Genomic DNA, 21,847 nt, shown 5'->3' with positions numbered 1-21,847 from the left:
CCGCTCAATTACTCGAAATTTGATCCAGACGCATCGCAACTTTATTGTCCGTACGTTGTTCCAGCCATTGCTTGATGCGTTTGGCATCATTAATCCGGCCATATTTTCCATACGCATCCAGCAGCACAATGATCACTGGCTTTTGCGCAATCTTTGCCTGCATCACCAGACAGTGTCCAGCCTCATTGATAAATCCGGTTTTGGATAAACCTATATCCCAATTTTCATCGCGCACCAGTTGATTGGTATTATGAAATGCAACCCGGCGCTCGACACTGCGCCAGCTTTCCTTATGCTTGTGCCGCACGCGTATCATGCCGGTGCTGGTAATTTCATAAGCGCCTGTAGTCGTGATTTCATGGATGACTGGATAGCGTACAGCCGCCTGGACCATTTTCCCCAGATCCGCTGCTGTTGACTGGTTGTTGCTGGACAAACCGCTTGAATCCTCAAAAGTGGTATGCGCCATGCCCAGACTCCGCGCTTTACGATTCATCGCTGCGATAAACTTCTCGCGTCCACCTGGATAATTACGTGCCAGTGCCGAAGCAGCGCGATTTTCTGAAGCAATCAATGCCAGATGCATTAATTCGCTGCGACTTAACCGGGTACCTACCGGCAATCGTGAACTGGTATGACGCAGCATATCGACATCTGCCTGAGTAATTTCCAGCATCTCATTCATATCCAGATGCGCATCCAGCACCACCATCGCCGTCATTAATTTGCTAATTGATGCGATAGGCGTTTCCATATCTACATTTTTTTGATATAAAGGCTGACCATCGCTCTGATTCAATACCAATACCGATAACGCGCTCAAATGAGGCTGATCAGCGCTATCCGGCACACTATACTCGACCAGTTGCGTGGCATGATGACGGCCTTGTGCCGCATTTGCGTCCAGCGCCAGCAAAGATGCCAGCGCTGTAAACAACAGGGTGTAGCGAGATGAGATATTCATGGGAATTTACCTTGAGCGTAGCACTAGTCGAAATATAGCAAAAAAATAACAAGTTGGCGCGATTAGTTAAGAAAGTTGTTAACTTATTTACGCATACGCGTACAACCATACTATTAACGGTAGACAGCTTTGAAGATTTATAGTTTGTTATTAATTATCGCAGGCATATTATTTATGCTGCGATCCAGCAGTTACGCCCGCGTATTACTCAAAGACGAACACACCCGTAATCTGGCTGGATGGCGCCTGCTGTTCGGTTTCGTCATCCTGTTTGTATTAGGTTATATCGGTTACGGCCTGACATTATTGACCCGCCCTGCCGCACTGGCGGATATCGTCGTATCCGGCGTATTTTTTAGCGGTGGGCTATTTGTACTGGTTACCATGCACGTCAGCGTACAAACCCTGCACTATGTACGCGAAATCATGAAACGCGAGCGCCACGGCTGGCTACATGACAGCCTGACCAATTTGCCCAATCGCCGCCTGCTGATGGAACGCATAGAACAGGCCATCACCATAGGCAACCTCACGAAAAAACCCATCGCCATCATGATCATGGACCTTAACCGGTTCAAGGAAGTCAATGACACGCTCGGTCATCACTATGGCGATGAACTGCTCATCGCCTTAGCACAACGTTTGCATGGCATAGCGTCGGTAACCTGCATGGTGGCGCGCATGGGGGGTGATGAATTCGGCTTCGCACTGGAAGCCACCAACAAGAAAGAAGCGGTAAGTTTTTCCAAACACGTGCTGGCCATCGTCGACGAACCGTTTGTTATTGACGGCCACAAACTCAGCATCGGCGGCAGCATCGGCATCGCCATGTACCCTGAGCACGGCGATGTCACACAGCAATTACTGCAACACGCGGACGTGGCCATGTATGCTGCCAAACGTAGCGGCAATGGCTATGTGATGTACGCCGCCGGGATTAATGAATCCAGTTTGAGCAACCTCAACCTGATCGCCACACTCAAGCACCCTGACCTCAAGGACCAGTTAAGCATCTGCTACCAGCCCAAAATCAATCTCAAAGACGGCACCGCATGTGGGCTGGAAGCGCTGGTACGCTGGAACCACCCGGTTTTGGGTAGCGTCTCTCCGGAACAGTTCATTCCGATTGCAGAACGTATCGGCGTAATGAAGCAGATTACCTTTACCGTGCTGCACGCAGTATTGGCACAACTGGAAGAATGGCACGCACTGGGCTTGAACATTAAAGTTGCGGTCAACCTGTCCATGCGCAACTTGAGTGACGAAAGCCTGCCGGACGACATTGCCCGCGCCCTGACATCCTACAATATCCCGCCATCCAGCCTGATTCTGGAAGTCACGGAAAGCAGCATGATGATCAACCCGGAACTGGCGAATGCCACACTCACTACCCTGAGCGAACTGGGAGTGCAATGCTCCATTGATGACTTTGGGACGGGCTATTCATCCCTGGCTTATTTAAAAAGCCTGCCTGCTGCCGAAATCAAAATCGACAAATCATTTGTTACCAACATGACCACCGATGACAACGATGCCATCATCGTCCATGCCACCATCGTCATGGCACATAACATGGGTTATCGGGTAGTGGCTGAAGGAGTAGAAACTGCTGAAGTACTCGAATTACTGCAAATCCTGGGTTGCGATGTCGTGCAAGGCTATTATTTCAGCAAACCCATACCTGCCGATGCCGTACCGGAATGGATAGTCTGGCACAACAAGCAAAGTCAGCGCTATGTGAGCAGCCGACTGGCGTTACGTTAAGCAGCTTCACTCGCGCTAAGCAAAGCCATCTGTGCAGCATTCAGATAGCACCACTCACCCTCTTTCAGCGCCAGCGCATCCAGTGTCAGCCCACCTATCGCCGCCCGTTGCAATGCATCGCAGTGATTACCTGCCGCCGCCAGCATACGTTTGACCTGATGATACTTGCCCTGCTCCAGCACAATCTCCAACTGATGTTCGTCGATTTTTCGGCAGCTTACCGCTCGCAGTGGCTCCGGTTCATCATGCAGCTTCACCCCACCCAGCATCGCCGCAACCAATTCAGTCGTGACTGGCGCATGGGTTGTTGCTACGTAAATTTTTGGAATATGCCGCCGCGGTGACGATTGGGCGTGTATGAAAGCCCCGTCATCCGACATCAACAGCAAACCTGTGGTGTCGTGATCAAGACGCCCTACCGGTTGCACATCACGCCAGGAAAACTGCTCAGGCAGCAAAGTCAGAACGCCGGGATGGTGGCTGGGCTTGCGGGAGCATTCGAAATTGGCCGGTTTATTTAAAGCAACGTACAGGTGTTCACGGTAAGTCCACTCAGCGTCGAATAAAGTAAACTGCAAGCCATCAGCCGCAATCTTGCTACGATAATCTGTCACCACCTCACCCGCGATGCTGACAGCGCCTTCCGCGATCAATTCTTGGCAATATTTACGCGTACCAAAACCCTGCGATTGCAGGATGCGATCCAGTGATAATTTTTTCATAGCCGCGACTCTACCAGAAGCCACGCCGGAATTGTCAGCCAGGCTTATAGAAAAGGCTGGTTTAACACACGACAAGTATCAAACTTTAATATAAGTCCAGCCACTTTGCAGCCGGTTCACCACTTCCTCAGTGGCTGTCGGAGCTACCCGGGTATGCGGCAGCAACTTAACATTCGCACCCTCTTTATTCAGCCGCTGCATCGTTTGATTGCATGCCACAAATACCACATTGGGATGCTGATCAACCAAAGCACGCACTCGCGCAGCATACGGCGTCACATCCGTACGCAACAGGTTCAGGCCATAACTGCTGGCAACCACTTCAACCTGCACCGGCTGACCTAATGCGGCCTGATGCTGCGTCAGGAAATCCACATCATCCAGCAGCGTTTTAAATTTGGCCGGATCAGCCGAGTCTACATGCAGCACAATTTTATGCATATCCTCTGTCACCCCGGAAAGACTGACCGGACGCAACGCACCCGCGTCTAGCGGATGAGAGATATCGTGCACCACCTGTGTAACTGGCTGTGGCTGGCTCCAGTCATGCCCCACCCAACCCAGGCTGAGCCCCAGCACCAATACCACCCCTGCCACTAGCGATTGTGGCGCGTGAAATTTCTTCGCCCAATGGCTTTTACTATTCATGCCTGGAAGTTGAGTATAACCATGACGCACCAATTCTTTGAGCGTGCGCAGTTCGCATACCTGTTGTGCTAATTTAGGATCGGACCCAAGCAGGGAAAACAGACCGTCTTTTTCCGGAGTATCCAATTCGTCATCCACAAATGCACTCAGTTGTTCATTTGAAATTTCGGACTTCATTTGACCATCCTTAATACTGCGTTACTTTTAGCGACCGGAGCCAACTCAATCAATGTCTGTTTAAGCGCCTGCCGGCCACGACACAAGCGACTCATTACCGTACCCACAGGTATGGCTAAAATGTCAGCGACCTGGTTGTAACTAAACTCTTCCAGATCCACCAGTGTCAGCACCTGACGCTGCCCCATCGGCAGTAATGCAATCGCCGCCCGCACCCGGTCTACCACCTGACTGCGTGAATTGATATCCTCCGGAGTGTCATCATGCGCATGGAGGTAATCCTCCATCTCCTCTATATCCTGAAAATCCTTCTGGCAACGCAAACAATCACGCCAGCAATTATGCAGGATCTTGAACAACCAGCTATCCAGTTGCGCTGGATCACGCAACTGATGCAAATGTGACAGACCTCGCGTTAGCGCCTCCTGTGCCAGATCATCCGCCAGCGTACGGTCGTGGCACCACGAGTAGGCAACACGATACAGTCGTGTCCGCCTTTCCTTTATCTGGGTGGTAACCCCTGTATTCACACCCATCAAATGCAATAAATTCATTTTATTTATCAACCTGTCTCAATCCATCTTCCATAGAATTATAGACGTACAAACCCTTTAATTTATTCCAATAAAAAATATTTCCATCAATTATGGAATATATATTGAACTAAACTCGTCTTTAACTATAAGGATTAATTTTACACGACTGAAACGTCATGCCGCGGTTGCGACTTATCCAGTTGCAGTTACACCTTCGGGTGCGGCAGAAATCACCCGGCCACAAGCAAAATTGACTAGGGTCTATGTAAAACCTTAATTTTTCCATGCGTTTAACAACACCAGCAATAATTTATACAGGGGAAACACTAATGAAGAGATTCGCACTGCCACTTGCACTCATTTCCGGCTTGGCCATTACTAACGTCAGCCATGCTGCCGACTGGATGTCGGTACAGGGACTGGAGCCTGCCAATGCTGAAGCGTACAAAATCTGGGGCTTCTTGCAACCTACCTATACCTACATCGACTCTAAACCAGTCACAGGATTGGGTGGCTCAATTTCAGGCTATAACGGCCAACAGCAAATTCCTAACCTAGTCGGCCCAGATCTGGAACACACCTCGAACATACAACTGTTCCGCGCTCGCCTCGGTATGCGTGGCAAACTGAAACCGGTGGATGATCGTATCAACTATTTCCTACTGCTGGAAGCCGGTCGTAACGGCGTCACCCGTGACCAGAGCGTGGTACTCAGCGATGCCTCCATGACATTCAGCTACATTCCAGGCATGCACCTGCGGGCCGGTCTGTTCAAACTGCCTACGGGAGAGGAAGCGCTGTCCCCGGTGCACGTCGATTATAACTACATCAACTTCACCAGCGTCACCGATGGCTTGTTGAATGAGCGCGACATGACGGCGAAAGCCGGCACAGCACCCGCCGGACTGGCTATTGGCAATGTGATGGGTAGCTTAAGCGGCTTCCGCGACATCGGCGTAGAGGCATTCAATACCTTCCGCCATAATCGCTGGGAATTTGGTTATGCCGCGATGGTATCCAACGGCAACAATATCAATTTCATCACCGATAACAATCATCACAAGGACTTCACCGGCAGACTGCAGGTTTCCTACATTTTCAACGGTGCTGGTCCTGCACGTCAGGACGTCAATGCCTTCATCTGGCATCAGGAAGGTAAGCGCACTTTCAATGGCTCCGATTACAACCGTATGCGTGAAGGACTGGGCTTTAAATATTTGAAAGACAATTTGCGTTTCTCAGGCGAGGCCATGCGCGGCGCAGGCATGATTTACAATGGGCCTAATCCACCATTCAATGATATTTCTGGCGCCAACACGCCTGCGCCAAATGACACAATAGCCCTGCAGGATTACAACAAAGCGGATGGCTGGTATCTGGAAGGTGGTTACAAATTCCTTCCACAATGGCGCGCCAATCTGAAATATGACGTGTATCATCGTCTGACCAATGCTGAACAAGCAGCGAACCAGCGCAACTTTAAGACTATTACCATTGGTGGTGAGTATTTATTAAGCAAATCCACCCACTTCACCATGACCTACGAAATTCGTAGTGCGGAAGTGGCCAATCCTCTAGCAATCAGTACAACAAACTCAGCTCGTGCAAACGCATTAGCTATTGCTGATAACCTGGGCAATCGTATCAGTCTGCAAATGACACACATATTCTAATCAACTGCAATCCTTGCCCGACAGCACTTGCTGCTGCCGGGCAAATCCTCCAGCATTAAATCAGCACATCCTCAATCGCAAACAAGCGCCGATACTCACGCATCGCATACCTGTCGGTCATGCCCGCAATATAATCCGCTATCATCCGTGGCGCATCATTATGTGGCAATGGCTGATGCTCTATCGGTAACAACGCAGGCGTCGTCAAAAAGGCATCAAACAACTCGGTCACAACCCGGGCCGCTTTCGTGGTCATGCGTACCACGCGATAATGCCGGTACAGATGTTTGCGCAAAAACTGCTTGAGCGCCTGATTCTGTGCAGCCAGTGCCGGACTGAATGCTATCAGTTGCGGTGCGGCACGTACGTCATCAGGGTGCTTCACTCCGGCCGCCTGAATGGCTGTCTGACTCTGTGCGATCAAATCCACCACCAGCGTGTTTATCATGCGCCGCACGGTTTCGTGGATGGTACGCCGCTCGCTCAATTGCGGATAACGCTCGCGCACCTGCGCCAGATGCGTCGCAAATAGCTCCACTTGCTCCAGTTGCGCCAGCGTAATCAGACCGGAACGCAGACCATCGTCAACGTCATGGTTGTTATAGGCAATTTCATCGGCCAGATTGGCTACTTGCGCCTCCAGTGTGGGCTGCTGCTTGTGCAGAAAGCGTTCACCGACATCGCCGAGCTGGCGCGCATTATCCAGCGAGCAGTGTTTGAGTATGCCCTCGCGCGTTTCAAAACACAGGTTCAGCCCATCGAATTCAGCATAACGCTGTTCCAGCTTGTCGACCACGCGCAGGCTCTGCAGATTATGCTCAAAACCACCATAATCTTTCATGCACGCGTTCAGCGCATCCTGTCCGGCATGGCCGAACGGCGTGTGTCCAAGGTCATGCGCCAGCGAAATCGCTTCCACCAGATCCTCGTTCAGCCCCAGCACCCGGGCAATAGAGCGGCCGATCTGGGCAACTTCCAGACTATGCGTCAAACGGGTACGGAACAGATCACCCTCGTGATTCACAAATACCTGGGTTTTATATTCCAGGCGGCGGAATGCGCCGGAATGAATGATGCGGTCGCGGTCGCGCTGAAATTCGCCACGGGTGGTGGCAGACGGTTCGGCATGGTGCCGTCCGCGCGACTGCGCATCAGTTGCGGCATAAGCCGCCAGATTAAATGGCGTGAACATAATGGGTCAACGCCGCTGTGAGGTCAGCTTCGGGCACCTCCGCACTGACAAATGCCGAGCCGATGCCGCGCAACAGCACAAAGCGGATGCGCCCGCCTTCGACTTTCTTGTCCAGCCCCATGTAATCCATGTATTTCGCTGCGCCAAGATCCGGCGCGGTATCCGGCAAACCGGCGCGGCGATACAGCTCACGCGTCCGTTCCACTTCCGCAGCGGTCATCAGTCCCATGCGCTGCGACACATCCGCTGCCAGCACCGTCCCCGCCGCCACCGCCTCGCCATGCAGCCAGTTACCATAACCCATGCCCGATTCAATGGCATGACCAAAGGTATGCCCCAGATTCAGCAATGCACGCAAGCCGGATTCACGCTCATCCTGGGCCACCACTTCCGCCTTGATTTCACACGAACGGTAAACCGCATAGGCAATACTGGTTTCATCCAGCGCGCGCAGCTTGTCAATATTGGCTTCCAGCCAGTCAAAGAACGCCGCATCATAAATCAACCCGTATTTGATCACTTCCGCCAGCCCGGCAGACAATTCGCGCGCCGGCAGCGTCGCCAGGGTACGCGTATCCGCCAGCACCAGTTGCGGCTGGTAGAACGCGCCTATCATGTTTTTACCCAGCGGGTGATTGATGCCGGTCTTGCCGCCCACGGAAGAATCCACCTGCGCCAGCAAAGTCGTAGGTATCTGGATGAACGGCACGCCACGCAAATAACTCGCTGCCGCAAACCCGGTCAGGTCGCCGATCACGCCGCCACCCAGTGCAATCAAGGTGGTCTTGCGTTCACAACGATGCGTCAACAGCGCATCGAAGATGCTGTTCAGGGTTTCCCAGGTTTTGTATTGTTCGCCATCGGGCAAGATGATAGGCAAGACTTCTACGCCATGCGCTTCCAGTCCAGCAGTCAGTGTCGCCAGATACAATGGTGCCACCGTAGTATTGGTAATCACCGCCACGCGCTTCTGCGGCAAATGGGAGACAATCAGTTCGGCTTGTTTGAGCAGATCCATGCCGATATGGATAGGGTAGCTGCGGTTACCCAGGGCAACAGTTAAGGTTTGCATCTTTAATAATAGCTTTGATTAAATTGGATAGCCCAATTATACCCAGCAAGTAGAAGGAATTGGGCAGCTAATGCTAAACTACAGGCTGGATTTACGTTAAGGCAACGCAATGAGTTACTTCAAACACCATGTATTTTTTTGCACCAATCAGCGCGATGACGGCGCAAAATGCTGCGGCGCATCCGGCGGCCAGGCCATGCGCGATTACGCCAAGAAAAAAATCAAGGCGCTGGATATGAATGGCGAGGGCAAATGCCGGATCAACAGCGCCGGGTGCATGGACAGATGTAGCGAAGGCCCCTTGCTGGTGGTGTATCCCGAAGAAGTCTGGTACACCTTTATCGATGAACAGGATATTGACGAAATTATCGAAGAGCATTTGCAACACGGGCGCGTCGTCGAACGCCTGCTTTTAAAATGAAACGCTCCAAATTACGCATCAAATCCGCCATCGGCCATATTGAAACGCTGGTCAACGACCCCGGTGATAACCGTCGTGGCCTGGCCTTCATCGCCCATCCGCACCCACTGCACGGCGGCACCATGGACAACAAAGTGGTGCAGAGCATCGCTCAGCTTTGCCATGATCAGGGCTATGTGGCCGTACGTCCCAATTTTCGCGGGGTAGGCAGCAGCGATGGCGAATATACCGGTGGTAATGGTGAGACCGAAGACATGCTGGCGGTCATCGCCTTCGTGCGCAGTCATTACGACACTGCATTACCCATCATTCTCGCCGGGTTTTCCTTTGGCGGTTACGTGCAACATCGCGTTGCGCAACAAATCCCGGTGAGTAAGCTGATATTGATAGGCCCGGCCGTTAATCTGTATGATTTCGGAGCGGTACCTGCCAACACCACCATTATCCACGGTGTCGACGACGAGGTTGTGCCCTTTTCCGACGCGCAAGACTGGGCGCAACTGCATGATATTGTATTCAAACCCATCGCTGACGCCGGACACTTTTTCCATGGCAAACTGGCTGAACTCAAAGCCGTAGCACTGACAGCATGCCTATCATAAAAGTACGGAACTTAGCCAAGCGCTACGGCAATACAGAAGTAGTACGTGGACTGGATCTGGATATCAAACGTGGCGAATGTTTTGGCTTACTCGGTCCGAATGGAGCGGGCAAAACCACCACGCTCAAAATGTTACTGGGCCTGATTGCACCGGACACTGGCGAAATCAGCATATTTGATGAAACCATCCCGCTGCATGCACGGCAGGCACGCGCGCGTATTGGCGTGGTACCGCAAATGGATAATCTCGACCCGGATTTCAGCGTCGCGGAAAACCTGCTGATTTACGGACGCTACTTTGGTTTGTCCGATGCGCTGATCAGCAGCCGCATACCCGGATTGCTGGAATTTGCCGGTCTGACCAGTAAAGCCGACACCAAAATCACCACCCTGTCCGGCGGCATGAAACGTCGCCTCACTCTGGCGCGCGCGCTGGTCAACGACCCTGAACTGATCCTGCTCGACGAACCCACCACCGGACTCGACCCGCAAGCCCGCCACGTCATCTGGCAAGGTCTGCGCCGGCTGATACATCAGGGCAAAACCATATTGCTTACCACCCATTTCATGGAAGAAGCCGAACGACTGTGCGACAACCTGGTGATACTGGATCACGGCAAGGTCATTGCTGCGGGCAATCCACGCGATATGATTGCTGCCGAAATTGAGCCAAATGTTGTCGAAATTTATGGTGAAACGGTCGATGAGTGGGCAAATCAGCACGGTGCCACCTGGTGTACTCGCCACGAAATTACCGGTGAAACGCTGTTCTGCTATACCCATAACTGCAACGCGCTTATCGAACAATTACGCGGACAATGCGAGTTGCGCTATGTGCAGCGCCCCTCCAATCTGGAAGACGTATTTCTGAAATTTACCGGACGTGAGTTACGCGACGCATGAGCTATTTTAGTCACCCTCAGTTTTCATGGCGCTTCATCCCGGTGTGGCGGCGCAATTTCCTTGTGTGGAAAAAACTCGCCGGCTCCAGCATACTTGGCAACCTGGCCGACCCCATGTTCTACATGCTCGGCTTTGGCTATGGCCTGGGCAGCCTGATCCCGCAAGTGGGCGGTGCCAGCTACATGACATTCCTCGCGGCAGGCACGATCTGCTATTCCACTATGAACAGTGCGACATTCGAAGTACTGTACTCCGGTTTCTCGCGCATGCACGTGCAAAAGACCTGGGAAGCCATCCTCAATGCGCCGCTAACGCTGGATGATGTAATGCTGGCCGAACTGACCTGGGGCGCATCGAAAAGCTTGCTGTCCGGGCTCGCCATTCTGGCCGTGATCTGGGCGCTGGGCTTGCAAGCCAACTGGGTGCTCAGCCTGTGGGTGATCCCGGTGGTCGTGCTCATCGGACTCACCTTCTCCGCGATGGGGCTGGTAATGACTGCCGTGTCCCCCAGCTATGATTTTTTCATGTACTACTTCACCCTGGTCATTACCCCGATGGTATTGCTATGCGGCGTGTTCTACCCGGTGGAGCGCATGCCCGAAATTCTGCAGAATGTAGCGGCCGTGCTGCCGCTATCCCACGCCATAGATCTGGTGCGGCCACTGATACTCGGCCATGCCCCCACCGCAATCATGGCTCACGTGGCCGCCATGCTGGCCTGGGCCGGCGTCAGCTACTGGCTGGCAGTTGGACTGACACGACGCAGGATATTGAAATAACTCCGAACATATCAATTACTCCGCTGCGACATTTTTTCAAACCGATTAAAGCCATGTAAACGAGTCAAAAATAGTGTTTATCCTACAGGAATAGCATGAATTCATAGCAAAAAATCATATTAGCATTGCCTGATACCGGCTGATCGAGGTAGAATCGAGGACATTTCGTTTTAACTTTTATATCGCTACCAATGGACAGACAGAGCTGGTTGCAGGGGACTCTTTACCGCCCCGATTTTGAACAAGATAGTTGTGGTTTCGGCCTGATGGCCCAGCTGGACGACCAGCCGAGCCACTGGCTGGTGCAAACGGCGATTTCATCGTTGGCATGCCTGACTCACCGCGGTGCCGTTGCGGCAGACGGCAAATCAGGTGACGGCTGTGGTTTATTATTCAAGAAACCCGATGCATTTTTGCGTGCCGTTGCCGCAGAATGCGGTTTTACGCTGCATGCGCATTACGCAGCCGGCCTGGTGTTCCTGAATCAGGACACGGGTCTTGCCACCATCGCCCGTGACACACTCACCCGCGAATTGACTGCCCAAGGCCTGGAAGTCGCCGGCTATCGCCTGCTACCGGTGGATGCGTCTGTCTGCGGCAAATATGCACTGGCGACGTTACCGCATTTCGAACAAGTATTCGTCAATTGCCCTGCAGAAATGGATGCCGAAGTCTTCGAGCGCAAGCTCTACATCGCGCGCCGTCTGACAGAAAAAGCCCTGGCTGGCGACAAAGCCTTCTACATTCCAACCTTGTCTGGCAATGTCGTGCTGTACAAAGGTCTGGTGATGCCGGATGCATTGCCGATTTTCTTCAAAGATTTAAGCGACGAACGCTTTGCTTCGTCACTGGCCGTTTATCACCAGCGTTTCTCTACCAACACCTGGCCGGAATGGCGTCTGGCGCAGCCGTTCCGCTACCTCGCTCATAACGGCGAGATCAACACAGTACAAGGCAACCGCAACTGGTCACTGGCACGCGAGCGCAAATTTGCCACTCCGCTGCTGCCGAACATGGACGATGTCCGCCCTATCGTTTCGCGCAATGGCTCAGACTCCTACAGCATGGACAACATGCTGGAAGGCTTGGTCATGGGCGGTGCTGGGCTGTTCCGCAGCTTACGCATGCTGATTCCGCCAGCATGGCAAAATGTACCGGAAATGGATGCCGATTTACGCGCCTTCTACGAATACAACTCCATGCACATGGAACCATGGGACGGCCCTGCAGGCGTGGTACTGACTGATGGCCGCTACGGCGCCTGCCTGCTCGACCGTAACGGTCTGCGTCCAGCCCGTTATGTCGTTACCAAGGACCGCCATTTCACCATCGCTTCCGAAATCGGCGTATGGAATTACGCGCCGGAAGACGTGGTACAAAAAGGCCGGATCAAGCCCGGTCAGATGATCGCAGCTGACCTGCACACCGGAAAAATACTGTTGCCGGCTGACATCGAAGCCGAACTCAAATCGGCCCACCCTTATCGCGAATGGCTCAAGCAATCGCAGCGCCTGGAATTGGGCATGGAACAGGATGCCAAACTGGCACGCATGGATGCGCCCAGCCTGTCCATCTACCAGAAACTGTTCGGCGTAAGCTTTGAAGAACGTGATCAGGTACTGCGCGTGCTGGCTGAAGACGGTCAGGAAGCTATCGGTTCCATGGGTGATGACACGCCTATGGCCGTACTGTCACAAAAAGTGCGCTCGCCATTTGATTACATGCGCCAGCAGTTTGCGCAGGTCACCAATCCACCGATTGATCCTATCCGTGAAGCGGTGGTGATGTCGCTGAACACTTGTTTCGGCCCTGAACGCAACTTATTCGAGCAAACGCCTGAGCATGCGCATCGCCTGGAAGTGCCGTCACCTGTGCTGTCAAATGATGCGTTCACGCACCTGACCACACTGACTGACCCGGCTTACCGTTCCACTCACCTGAAACTGAGTTATCACCCGGCAGAGACCACCCTGCAGGCGGCATTGGAAAAGCTCACCGCTGAAGCGGTTGCCGCAGTAAAAGCCGGTAACGTCATCATCGTGCTATCGGATCGCGGCATAGGCAAAGCCATGCTGCCTATCCACTCGCTATTCGCCGTGGGTGCAGTGCACCATGCGCTGATCAGCGCGGGCTTGCGTTGCGACTGCAATATTATTGCCGAAACCGCCAGCGCACGTGACCCGCATCAGATCGCATGCCTGATCGGCTATGGCGCAACCGCAGTCTATCCTTACCTGGCTTACCAGGCCATTCTGGAAATGGTGGACAAGGATGAAGTCAAACTCAAACCGGAAAAAGCCCTGGCTAATTACCGCAAAGGTACTGACAAAGGCCTGCTCAAAGTGCTGTCAAAAATGGGTATCTCTACCATTGCCAGCTATCGCGGCGCGCAATTGTTCGAAGCCGTCGGCATACATGAAGAAGTCATTGACCTGAGCCTGAAAGGTACGGTTTCCCGCATTTCCGGTGCCAACTTTACCGATTTCGAGGAAGACCAGAAACAACTGGCACGCGCTGCCTTTAATCCTATGCGCCCTATTGGCCAGGGCGGCTTGCTGAAATTTATCTTCGGTGAAGAGTTCCACGCCTACAACCCTGACGTCGTCACCCAATTGCAGAAAGCTGTGCAAACTGGTGATTATGCGCTGTACAAAGAATACGCTGATCTGGTGAATGGCCGCCAGGTCGCGATGTTACGTGACCTGATGGGCTTGAGCGAAGATGCACAGCCTATCTCTATCGATGAAGTGGAATCCATCCAAGCCATCCTCAAGCGCTTCGATTCCGCCGGAATGTCGCTGGGTGCATTATCACCTGAAGCACATGAAGCTTTGGCTGAAGGCATGAACCGTATTGGCGGCCGCTCTAACTCCGGTGAAGGCGGCGAAGATCCAGTGCGTTATGGCACCATGAAAATGTCCAAGATCAAACAGGTCGCATCTGGGCGTTTTGGTGTCACCGCGCATTATCTGGTTAATGCCGAAGTGTTGCAGATCAAGATTTCACAAGGCGCCAAGCCGGGTGAAGGCGGACAATTGCCAGGGCATAAAGTATCGGAAATGATTGCCCGTCTGCGTTGCGCCAAGCCTGGCATTTCGCTGATTTCGCCACCGCCGCACCATGACATTTATTCCATCGAAGATCTGGCTCAATTGATTTTCGACTTGAAGCAGGTTAACCCTAAGGCATTGGTATCCGTCAAACTGGTAGCCGAACCTGGCGTAGGCACGGTAGCTGCTGGTGTAGCCAAGGCCTATGCTGATCTGATCACCATCTCCGGTTACGATGGTGGTACTGGCGCATCACCGCTTACCAGTGTGAAATATGCTGGCACGCCATGGGAGCTGGGCCTGACTGAGGCACAACAAGTTTTACGTGCTAACGGCTTGCGTGGTCGCGTTCGCGTCCAGGCAGACGGTGGTTTGAAAACCGGCTATGACGTAATCAAGGCCGCGATCCTCGGCGCCGAAAGCTTTGGCTTCGGCACCGCGCCTATGATCGCGCTGGGTTGCAAATACTTGCGTATCTGCCACCTTAACAACTGCGCCACAGGTGTGGCGACACAGGATGAGCGCTTACGCAAACAGCATTTCATCGGTTTGCCGGACATGGTCGTGAATTTCTTCACTTTCGTTGCCATGGAAACCCGCGAATGGATGGCCAAGCTGGGTATACGCAGTATCGAAGAACTGATTGGCCGCATCGACCTGCTCAAGCTCAATCAGGGCGATACTGCACGTCAGGGCCGCCTGAATCTGCAAACCCTGCTCAGCCAGGGCAGCATCCCGGATAGCGAGCCACGTTTCTGCATCGAAGCTTCTAACCCTTCGTTCGACAAGGGCGAGCTGGCCGAGCAAATGGTCAAGGATGCGCATGACTGCATCCAGAGCAAAATCCCGGCCACGCTGGAATATGCGGTGCGTAACGTCAACCGTTCCATCGGCGCACGCCTGTCCGGCGAAATTGCCCGCGCACATGGCGCTGAAGGCTTGCCGGCGGGTTGCTTGACTATCAAGCTACAAGGCTCGGCTGGCCAGAGCTTTGGCGTATGGAACCATAATGGCTTGCAACTGCTGCTCTCTGGCGACGCTAACGACTATGTGGGTAAAGGCATGTCGGGCGGTCTCATTGCGATTCAGCCACCAGCTCATTCCGGCTTTGCCTCGCATGAAGCCGTGATTATCGGTAACACCTGCCTGTATGGCGCGACCGGTGGTGAACTGTTTGCTGCGGGTCTGGCTGGCGAACGCTTTGCGGTGCGTAACTCGGGCGCTTACGCCGTTATTGAAGGCGCAGGCGATCACTGCTGCGAATACATGACCGGTGGTTGCGTGGTCGTGCTGGGCGAGACGGGCATCAACTTCGGCGCAGGCATGACCGGCGGTTTTGCACTGATTTACGATGCCAAAGGTGACTTTGCCAATCGTTACAACAATGAGCTCATTGATATTCAGCGCATCCACACAGAACCTACGGTTGAATATCGCCACTTCCTCAAGCAGCGTATCGAAGCGCATGCCAAGCACACCAACAGCGCACGTGCGCGCTGGATGCTGGAAAACCTGAGCGAAGTTGTGGCACAGTTCTGGTTGGTAAAACCTAAAGCTGTAACCCTGGATAGCTTGTTGAAAGATTAAACTTACTCGAGCAAGCCAACACATCACGGAGACTCGTCGAGATCGCAATCAGATTGCAAAAGCATCTGATTGCGGCAGTCGAAAGTCATAACCGCAGGCTTGTGCAAACGACGCAACATGCGTCCATGAAATAATTTGGTTTAGGTGAATACTATGTCTGACGTATTTCAATTTATGAACATCCCGCGCCAGGACGGCGCGAAAACAGCTGCTGAAGTGCGCCGCATGGAATATAAAGAAATCTATGCGCCCATGGATGCAACCCAGGCTACCGAACAATCTGGTCGCTGCCTGTCATGCGGCAATCCGTATTGCGAATGGAAATGCCCGGTTCACAACTATATCCCGAGCTGGCTGAAACTGGTTAACGAAGGCAAGCTGTTCGAGGCCGCGGAATTATCCCATCAGACCAATTCGTTGCCGGAAGTCTGTGGCCGCGTGTGCCCTCAGGACCGGTTATGCGAAGGTTCATGCACACTTAACGATGGCTTTAGTGCGGTAACCATAGGCCAGATCGAAAAATACATTTCCGAAGAAGCCTTCAAAGCTGGCTGGCGTCCTGACATGAGTCAGGTTGTCGCAACCACCAAACGTGTTGCCATTATCGGTGCCGGGCCAGCTGGCCTGGGTTGCGCCGACATCCTGGTACGGAACGGCGTCACTCCGGTGGTATTTGATCGCTACGAAGAAATCGGCGGTCTACTCACCTTCGGTATTCCGGAGTTCAAAATGGAAAAGTGGGTCATGCGCCGTCGCCGTGAGCTACTGGAAGAGATGGGCGTAGAGTTCCGTTTGGGCATCGAAGTCGATCATGCCCAAATGCAACAACTGATGAGTGAATACGATGCGGTGTTCATGGGCATGGGTACCTATACTTACATGAAGGGCGGCTTCCCCGGCGAAGACCTGCCAGGCGTACTGGAAGCTTTACCGTACCTGATTTCCAACGTTAAGCACTGTCTTGATCTGGAAAAACCGGAAGATGTGTACACCTCCATGGAAGGCCAACGCGTAGTTGTGCTGGGCGGCGGCGATACAGCAATGGATTGCAACCGCACCAGCATACGCCAGAACGCTGCTTCCGTGACCTGCGCGTACCGTCGTGACGAAGAGAACATGCCTGGCTCCAAGCGTGAAGTGACTAATGCCAAAGAAGAAGGCGTCAAGTTCCTGTGGAACCGCCAACCGGTTGAAATCGTCGGCAATGGCAAAGTGGAAGGCGTCAAGCTGGTCACTACTGAACTCGGCGCACCGGACGCGCGTGGCCGCAGAACACCGGTAGTCGTGGCGGGCTCGGAAGAAATTATCCCGGCTGACCGCGTCATTGTTGCTTTCGGTTTCCGTCCGAGTCCGGCACCGTGGTTCGCTGACATCGGCGTGACCACAGATCAAGGTGGTCGTGTCATTGCCAAAGGTAGCCAGCACAAATTCCAGACGGCGAATCCTAAAGTGTTCGCCGGCGGCGATATGGTGCGGGGCTCCGACCTGGTAGTCACTGCTGTATTTGAAGGTCGTGAAGCTGCCGAGGGCATACTTGCCTACCTCGGCGTCTGGTAATACCGGCTTCTGCATTCACACGGGGTAAGTCGCCACTTACCCCATCTCTTATTACTTGCGCTAGATGACCATGTCAAAACTAAGAAACGATACTTTCCTTCGCGCCTTAATGCGCCAGCCCACCGACTACACCCCAGTGTGGATGATGCGCCAGGCTGGCCGTTATTTGCCGGAATACAATCAGACCCGCGCCCGTGCTGGCGATTTTCTGTCATTGTGCAGGAACCCGGATCTGGCAACCGAAGTCACGCTGCAACCACTGGCACGCTTTCCACTGGATGCTGCCATACTGTTTTCTGACATTCTCACCATTCCGGATGCGATGGGCCTGGGTTTGTACTTTGCGCAAGGAGAGGGCCCGAAATTCGAGCGTCCACTGCGCGAAGAATGGGAAATCCGGGCACTCACTGCACCCGACCCACATGAGCATTTAGGTTATGTGATTGATGCTGTCAGCCAGATCCGCCGCGCTCTGGATAACAGCGTACCGCTGATTGGCTTCTCTGGTAGCCCGTTTACCCTGGCTTGCTACATGATAGAGGGTGAAGGCGGGACCGATTTTGCTATCACCAAGAAAATGCTGTATCAGCGTCCGGATTTGCTGCATCACATCCTCGCTACCAACGCCCGTGCCGTTACAGACTACCTGAATGCCCAGATTGAAGCTGGCGCGCAGGCAGTCATGATATTTGATACTTGGGGTGGCGCATTGTCCCATGCGGCATACCATGAGTTCTCGCTGCAATACATGCAGGAAATCATTGCCGGTCTCAAGCGTAAACAGGACGGTGTGGATGTACCTGTGGTCATCTTCACCAAAGGTGGTGGTAACTGGCTGGAAACCATGGCTGCAACCGGCTGTGATGCACTGGGACTGGACTGGAGCATAGACATCGGTGCAGCACGCCAGCGCGTGGGGGACAAGGTTGCGCTACAAGGCAACCTGGATCCATCCATACTGCTTACCGACCCGGAAACCGTACATAAAGAAGTTGCCAAAGTCCTGGCCAGTTATGGTCAGGGCCACGGCCATGTGTTCAATCTTGGCCATGGTATCTCGCAATTCGCACCACCGGAAAATGCAGCCGCGCTGGTAGAAGCTGTACACAGCCTGAGTCCCGCTTACCACCGCTAACACCTGCGGGCGGTCTGTACAGCAGGCTGCCCCCATCTCAGCCCCCGAAACTTTATGGTGCATTGCACCAAAAGCTACCCAAACGCAGCATCATCACTTAGCCAATTTAGTTAGCGTGGTTTCTACAATAGCCTGCTAATCCCTTCATCTAACAAGGCTTTTTTCTTATCCACATAAGCTGTGGATAACTTTGTGGGTAATTAGCAAATAAAACGCTAAACCCTCAACCCGTAAAGACTTTTGCTAATTCGATTAAAAAATTTGCAACAAACTTTTATCATAAAAATCATATACTTAATATTTATTGATAAAACCTTGATCACGGCATTAAATAATTCTATCTATCGCACCTTAGTTGTGCATAAGTAAAAGATAATATTGTTTAATTACGGCCGAATCGATGCAAACCCTGTTCGGTTAAAATGGCATTAAGCGGAATATCCCAAGGGTCATGCGGTAACTTGCCCGGAACATGCTGACAGGAAAACGCCACGCCGATGAGATAAGGCCGACGCCAACGGCACCGCCGCAGAAGAAATTCCAGACTGGCGTCATAATATCCACCGCCCATACCAATACGATAACCAAAATCATCGTAACCAACCAGCGGCATGAACACCACATCCAGTTGCTGTGCACGTACCGATTTTTTACCGTGCGTCTCCGGGATACCGAAACGATTGTAGATCCAGCGATTGCCAGCTTCCAGACGATTAAACCAGAGTTTCTTGCCCCGACCAAAAGGCAGCATGGGTAAATACGTGTGCTTGCCTAAACTCAGCACTCGGTTTAACAGTGGCATGGTATTGATTTCAGCACCGTGTGGCAGATACAGCCCAACATGCTGATAACGTTGCAGCAGCCCCGCACGCAACGCATGGCGCACAAGCTGACGTGCCGCCTGCACACGTTGAGGCGGAGTGACAGCGCGTCGACGGCGCTGCAACTGACTGCGTAATTGGGATTTATTCATTTGAGCGCCTTTGCGTAAACAAGCGGCGTCGTATTACATGGTTGAGCATAAAATCTTATCGCTTGATAGCAAACACATACCGCGTTAAAAATTATACTGAACTCCCTAAGAGGGGGAGCTCCCCGCAGATGCCGTCTGACCGCTATCTTGAACCTAGGGTTCAAGTGGTCACAGCGCAAGTGCTTCAGGCACATTAGCAAGTAACGCGCACACCAGCACTAATCAATAGCTGCAACCAGTGCAAATTTATTGGTTCAAAGAATTCGCAATCTGAACGCACACCGCAGGGAGCATTGCGGACAGGTCAGGATGATAAGGAATCAGGCAGATCGAACAAAGTTTCCTGAGGCCGGAGCGCATCATCTATCATCGCTTCCATGGATTCGATTCTACGCTCCATCGCACTGATGTCAACGCCATTTTGCTTAGGCCGATTTTGCAGCTCGAACGCGATATTGAGCGCAGCCATCACCGCTATGCGCTCCACGCCGATCACTTTGCCCTGCTCGCGGATTTCACGCATTTTCTGATCCAGATACTGGGCAGCACTCAACAGAGCTTCCTGCTCGGATTCCGGACAGGCCACGCGAAATTCGCGGCCAAGAATGTTAATATCCATGCCTTTGTTATCGCGACTCATAACTCGGCTCCTGGAATCTTGGCCAATAGCGACTCCATGCGTGTGCGGGCGTAAATCACCCGTTCGCCGAGTTGCTTGTTATGGTCGTTGGCCACCGCAAGCTGCTGGCGTAGTTTTTGATTCTCTGCACGCAAACTCTGGCACAATTCCAGCATTTGGCGCATCTTGATTTCGAGCGAATTTATTTGAGATTCCATAGCTGTACTATAATTGGAAAAATTCAGTTGCGTCAATGACTCATCGTCACTATTTGAAGGTAAATGCTAAGTATATGGATAATATCAGTCAATTTGTTGACCCGAATGCAAATTTTGATGAAAACAACCCGCTGCGTGAAGATGCCGTGCATTACACCGTAGTAAATGCACGTGGCAAAACCTGCGAACTCGTTGATAACACAGGCGAAAAACTCGATCCAACAGAGTGTCAGGATATTCTGAACAGCTTGCTGGAAAACGACGTGTTTGGCTTTCGCACCATGTCCGCCAACGGCGGTGACACCATCAGTCTGGATCGACGCGAATCCACGCACGTACAAGTCGGCGATAATTTGTATCGCCTAGTGGTGTTCCGTTACCAAGCGCGCATCGAGTTATTTTAATGGCCTACTTGCTCGACTACATCAAATCCCGCTGGGCGCCTAAAGGCAGCGTGGTCACGGCAGGGGTACCCCCGGAACAACGCGTGGATCAGGTGCCGGTGACCCCGCAACTCATCGCCCGTCATCTGGCTGGCGCACCGGCGCTACCGCAAGACGCTGCCACACAGGCTCTGCTCTACACCGCCCTGTCCGATCCGCTGTTCATCCAGACCGGCCCCCGTGCACTGGCTCAGCAGTTCATCGCTCAAGGCTTGAATGCCGAACTGGAAGCATTGGTCAAATTACTCACCGTCCTCACCCAGGAAGTCACTCGGCAAATGTACATCGATGCCGCCCGTGACCGCGATGGTGCAGTGGGCATACGCCTATTCCCGATCGCTGCCCAGCCAACGACTGAGATCGCCGCATTATGCAGCGCCGATCAATACGGGCTGGGGGCTGGCGCCTACCCATTTGATGCCGTACCTGCTAACCCCACACCAGGCCAGCCCTGCGGCTTCTATATTCGCGTTGTGATCAAGGAATAGCCGTAGCAGCTCAAGTTCGCTATAATTCACCTACTTTGTCAGGTGCTGCACTGTATTCAACAGTGCAGTTAAACGGGAAACTGGTGTAACACCAGTGCTGCCCCCGCAACGGTAAGCAAGTGTGGATGTGTCATTTAGCCACTGTGCTGTTACAGCATGGGAAGGCGACACCTCAAGTCTTGCGAGCCCGGATACCGGCCTGATAATGAACCGAAACATTGCGGGGAGGCAATGATGACGTGCATCCTCACCGCGCCTGCCGCATGAAGACTCACTGACTGATTTAACTCCCCGCTGTTTCATTTAGCTGCTTTATAGAGCGGAT

20 protein-coding genes, 1 other RNA gene and 1 riboswitch are annotated in these 21,847 nt (G+C 52.8%); of the genes, 11 read left to right on the top strand and 10 right to left on the bottom strand.

Annotation, left to right across the window (positions count from 1 at the left end):
* Window positions 1-4: 4 nt before the first annotated feature.
* The gene (locus tag EJE49_RS00725) at window positions 5-964 is read right to left on the bottom strand and encodes a serine hydrolase (RefSeq protein ID WP_124948492.1); all 960 of its coding nucleotides are present in this window, start codon (window positions 962-964) and stop codon (window positions 5-7) included.
* 174 nt (window positions 965-1,138) lie between these two features.
* On the opposite strand from EJE49_RS00725, the gene EJE49_RS00720 reads away from it, so the two are divergent.
* Window positions 1,139-2,728: a putative bifunctional diguanylate cyclase/phosphodiesterase gene (locus EJE49_RS00720; protein WP_124948491.1), complete on the top strand. Its 1,590-nt coding sequence runs from the start codon at window positions 1,139-1,141 to the stop codon at window positions 2,726-2,728.
* On the opposite strand, the gene EJE49_RS00715 is transcribed toward EJE49_RS00720, so the two are convergent.
* From EJE49_RS00715 to EJE49_RS00705, 3 genes are all read right to left on the bottom strand, one after another.
* On the bottom strand, window positions 2,725-3,450 hold the full coding sequence (locus EJE49_RS00715; protein WP_124948490.1) for a pseudouridine synthase: 726 nt from the start codon (window positions 3,448-3,450) through the stop codon (window positions 2,725-2,727). The two genes, EJE49_RS00720 and EJE49_RS00715, sit on opposite strands and share 4 nt — an antisense overlap.
* A gap of 78 nt (window positions 3,451-3,528) precedes the next feature.
* Entirely contained in the window at window positions 3,529-4,275 is a 747-nt protein-coding gene (locus EJE49_RS00710) for a hypothetical protein (protein WP_124948489.1), read from the bottom strand.
* Window positions 4,272-4,829, bottom strand: a complete 558-nt coding sequence (locus tag EJE49_RS00705; protein WP_124948488.1) for an RNA polymerase sigma factor — start codon at window positions 4,827-4,829, stop codon at window positions 4,272-4,274. Before EJE49_RS00705 ends, EJE49_RS00710 begins: the two co-directional genes overlap by 4 nt.
* A gap of 311 nt (window positions 4,830-5,140) precedes the next feature.
* Here EJE49_RS00705 and EJE49_RS00700 point away from each other — a divergent pair, with 311 nt between their 5' ends.
* Entirely contained in the window at window positions 5,141-6,484 is a 1,344-nt protein-coding gene (locus tag EJE49_RS00700; RefSeq protein ID WP_124948487.1) for a hypothetical protein, read from the top strand.
* Window positions 6,485-6,539: 55 nt separating this feature from the next.
* On the opposite strand, the gene EJE49_RS00695 is transcribed toward EJE49_RS00700, so the two are convergent.
* Together EJE49_RS00695 and aroB are read right to left on the bottom strand one after the other, a co-directional pair.
* A complete protein-coding gene (locus tag EJE49_RS00695; RefSeq protein ID WP_124948486.1) occupies window positions 6,540-7,676 on the bottom strand; it encodes a deoxyguanosinetriphosphate triphosphohydrolase in 1,137 nt (378 codons plus the stop codon).
* The gene (gene aroB / locus EJE49_RS00690) at window positions 7,660-8,748 is read right to left on the bottom strand and encodes a 3-dehydroquinate synthase (protein WP_124948485.1); all 1,089 of its coding nucleotides are present in this window, start codon (window positions 8,746-8,748) and stop codon (window positions 7,660-7,662) included. The genes EJE49_RS00695 and aroB overlap by 17 nt, the downstream gene beginning before the upstream one ends.
* Window positions 8,749-8,857: 109 nt before the next feature.
* Here aroB and EJE49_RS00685 point away from each other — a divergent pair, with 109 nt between their 5' ends.
* From EJE49_RS00685 to hemE, 7 genes are all read left to right on the top strand, one after another.
* Window positions 8,858-9,169, top strand: coding sequence for a (2Fe-2S) ferredoxin domain-containing protein (locus EJE49_RS00685; RefSeq protein WP_124948484.1), 312 nt, complete (start codon window positions 8,858-8,860; stop codon window positions 9,167-9,169).
* On the top strand, window positions 9,166-9,771 hold the full coding sequence (locus EJE49_RS00680) for an alpha/beta hydrolase (protein WP_124948483.1): 606 nt from the start codon (window positions 9,166-9,168) through the stop codon (window positions 9,769-9,771). Before EJE49_RS00685 ends, EJE49_RS00680 begins: the two co-directional genes overlap by 4 nt.
* Window positions 9,759-10,673, top strand: coding sequence for an ATP-binding cassette domain-containing protein (locus tag EJE49_RS00675; RefSeq protein ID WP_124948482.1), 915 nt, complete (start codon window positions 9,759-9,761; stop codon window positions 10,671-10,673). The genes EJE49_RS00680 and EJE49_RS00675 overlap by 13 nt, the downstream gene beginning before the upstream one ends.
* A complete protein-coding gene (locus EJE49_RS00670) occupies window positions 10,670-11,452 on the top strand; it encodes an ABC transporter permease (protein WP_124948481.1) in 783 nt (260 codons plus the stop codon). Before EJE49_RS00675 ends, EJE49_RS00670 begins: the two co-directional genes overlap by 4 nt.
* 266 nt (window positions 11,453-11,718) lie before the next feature.
* Window positions 11,719-16,089, top strand: coding sequence for a glutamate synthase large subunit (gene gltB, locus EJE49_RS00665; RefSeq protein WP_442267842.1), 4,371 nt, complete (start codon window positions 11,719-11,721; stop codon window positions 16,087-16,089).
* A 153-nt stretch (window positions 16,090-16,242) separates the two neighbouring features.
* Complete coding sequence (locus EJE49_RS00660; protein WP_124948479.1) at window positions 16,243-17,646, top strand: glutamate synthase small subunit GltD family protein; 1,404 nt, start codon at window positions 16,243-16,245, stop codon at window positions 17,644-17,646.
* Between the two features lie 70 nt (window positions 17,647-17,716).
* Window positions 17,717-18,781: a uroporphyrinogen decarboxylase gene (hemE, locus tag EJE49_RS00655; protein WP_124948478.1), complete on the top strand. Its 1,065-nt coding sequence runs from the start codon at window positions 17,717-17,719 to the stop codon at window positions 18,779-18,781.
* A gap of 382 nt (window positions 18,782-19,163) precedes the next feature.
* Here the strand turns inward: hemE and EJE49_RS00650 are convergent, their stop codons facing one another.
* From EJE49_RS00650 to EJE49_RS00635, 4 genes are all read right to left on the bottom strand, one after another.
* Complete coding sequence (locus EJE49_RS00650; RefSeq protein ID WP_124948477.1) at window positions 19,164-19,754, bottom strand: 5-formyltetrahydrofolate cyclo-ligase; 591 nt, start codon at window positions 19,752-19,754, stop codon at window positions 19,164-19,166.
* Between the two features lie 115 nt (window positions 19,755-19,869).
* Window positions 19,870-20,047, bottom strand: a non-coding RNA gene (gene ssrS / locus EJE49_RS00645) — 6S RNA.
* 11 nt (window positions 20,048-20,058) lie between these two features.
* Entirely contained in the window at window positions 20,059-20,394 is a 336-nt protein-coding gene (locus tag EJE49_RS00640) for a cell division protein ZapA (protein WP_124948476.1), read from the bottom strand.
* On the bottom strand, window positions 20,391-20,591 hold the full coding sequence (locus EJE49_RS00635) for a coiled-coil domain-containing protein (RefSeq protein ID WP_124948475.1): 201 nt from the start codon (window positions 20,589-20,591) through the stop codon (window positions 20,391-20,393). Before EJE49_RS00635 ends, EJE49_RS00640 begins: the two co-directional genes overlap by 4 nt.
* A gap of 74 nt (window positions 20,592-20,665) precedes the next feature.
* Between EJE49_RS00635 and EJE49_RS00630 the strand changes: the two genes are divergently transcribed.
* Both EJE49_RS00630 and EJE49_RS00625 read left to right on the top strand, forming a co-directional pair.
* Complete coding sequence (locus tag EJE49_RS00630) at window positions 20,666-20,995, top strand: hypothetical protein (RefSeq protein ID WP_124948474.1); 330 nt, start codon at window positions 20,666-20,668, stop codon at window positions 20,993-20,995.
* Window positions 20,995-21,522 carry a hypothetical protein gene (locus tag EJE49_RS00625; RefSeq protein ID WP_124948473.1) on the top strand — a complete coding sequence of 176 codons (528 nt, stop codon included), beginning with the start codon at window positions 20,995-20,997 and terminating at the stop codon, window positions 21,520-21,522. Before EJE49_RS00630 ends, EJE49_RS00625 begins: the two co-directional genes overlap by 1 nt.
* A gap of 23 nt (window positions 21,523-21,545) precedes the next feature.
* Window positions 21,546-21,739: riboswitch (cobalamin riboswitch) on the top strand.
* The last annotated feature ends 108 nt before the right edge of the window (window positions 21,740-21,847 follow it).

The organism is Sulfuriferula thiophila, from assembly GCF_003864975.1.
In the GTDB taxonomy this organism is placed as follows: Bacteria; Pseudomonadota; Gammaproteobacteria; order Burkholderiales; family Sulfuriferulaceae; genus Sulfuriferula; species Sulfuriferula thiophila.
The sequence above is the reverse complement of the archived record's forward strand: the minus strand, read 5'-3'. Positions and strand labels throughout refer to the sequence as shown.

Coding starts and splice junctions, on each gene's coding strand:
- EJE49_RS00725 (WP_124948492.1), bottom strand. CDS start 964: ATGAATATCTCATCTCGCTACACCCTGTTGTTTACAGCGCTGGCATCT.
- EJE49_RS00720 (WP_124948491.1), top strand. CDS start 1,139: ATGCTGCGATCCAGCAGTTACGCCCGCGTATTACTCAAAGACGAACAC.
- EJE49_RS00715 (WP_124948490.1), bottom strand. CDS start 3,450: ATGAAAAAATTATCACTGGATCGCATCCTGCAATCGCAGGGTTTTGGT.
- EJE49_RS00710 (WP_124948489.1), bottom strand. CDS start 4,275: ATGAAGTCCGAAATTTCAAATGAACAACTGAGTGCATTTGTGGATGAC.
- EJE49_RS00705 (WP_124948488.1), bottom strand. CDS start 4,829: ATGAATTTATTGCATTTGATGGGTGTGAATACAGGGGTTACCACCCAG.
- EJE49_RS00700 (WP_124948487.1), top strand. CDS start 5,141: ATGAAGAGATTCGCACTGCCACTTGCACTCATTTCCGGCTTGGCCATT.
- EJE49_RS00695 (WP_124948486.1), bottom strand. CDS start 7,676: ATGTTCACGCCATTTAATCTGGCGGCTTATGCCGCAACTGATGCGCAG.
- aroB (WP_124948485.1), bottom strand. CDS start 8,748: ATGCAAACCTTAACTGTTGCCCTGGGTAACCGCAGCTACCCTATCCAT.
- EJE49_RS00685 (WP_124948484.1), top strand. CDS start 8,858: ATGAGTTACTTCAAACACCATGTATTTTTTTGCACCAATCAGCGCGAT.
- EJE49_RS00680 (WP_124948483.1), top strand. CDS start 9,166: ATGAAACGCTCCAAATTACGCATCAAATCCGCCATCGGCCATATTGAA.
- EJE49_RS00675 (WP_124948482.1), top strand. CDS start 9,759: ATGCCTATCATAAAAGTACGGAACTTAGCCAAGCGCTACGGCAATACA.
- EJE49_RS00670 (WP_124948481.1), top strand. CDS start 10,670: ATGAGCTATTTTAGTCACCCTCAGTTTTCATGGCGCTTCATCCCGGTG.
- gltB (WP_442267842.1), top strand. CDS start 11,719: ATGGCCCAGCTGGACGACCAGCCGAGCCACTGGCTGGTGCAAACGGCG.
- EJE49_RS00660 (WP_124948479.1), top strand. CDS start 16,243: ATGTCTGACGTATTTCAATTTATGAACATCCCGCGCCAGGACGGCGCG.
- hemE (WP_124948478.1), top strand. CDS start 17,717: ATGTCAAAACTAAGAAACGATACTTTCCTTCGCGCCTTAATGCGCCAG.
- EJE49_RS00650 (WP_124948477.1), bottom strand. CDS start 19,754: ATGAATAAATCCCAATTACGCAGTCAGTTGCAGCGCCGTCGACGCGCT.
- EJE49_RS00640 (WP_124948476.1), bottom strand. CDS start 20,394: ATGAGTCGCGATAACAAAGGCATGGATATTAACATTCTTGGCCGCGAA.
- EJE49_RS00635 (WP_124948475.1), bottom strand. CDS start 20,591: ATGGAATCTCAAATAAATTCGCTCGAAATCAAGATGCGCCAAATGCTG.
- EJE49_RS00630 (WP_124948474.1), top strand. CDS start 20,666: ATGGATAATATCAGTCAATTTGTTGACCCGAATGCAAATTTTGATGAA.
- EJE49_RS00625 (WP_124948473.1), top strand. CDS start 20,995: ATGGCCTACTTGCTCGACTACATCAAATCCCGCTGGGCGCCTAAAGGC.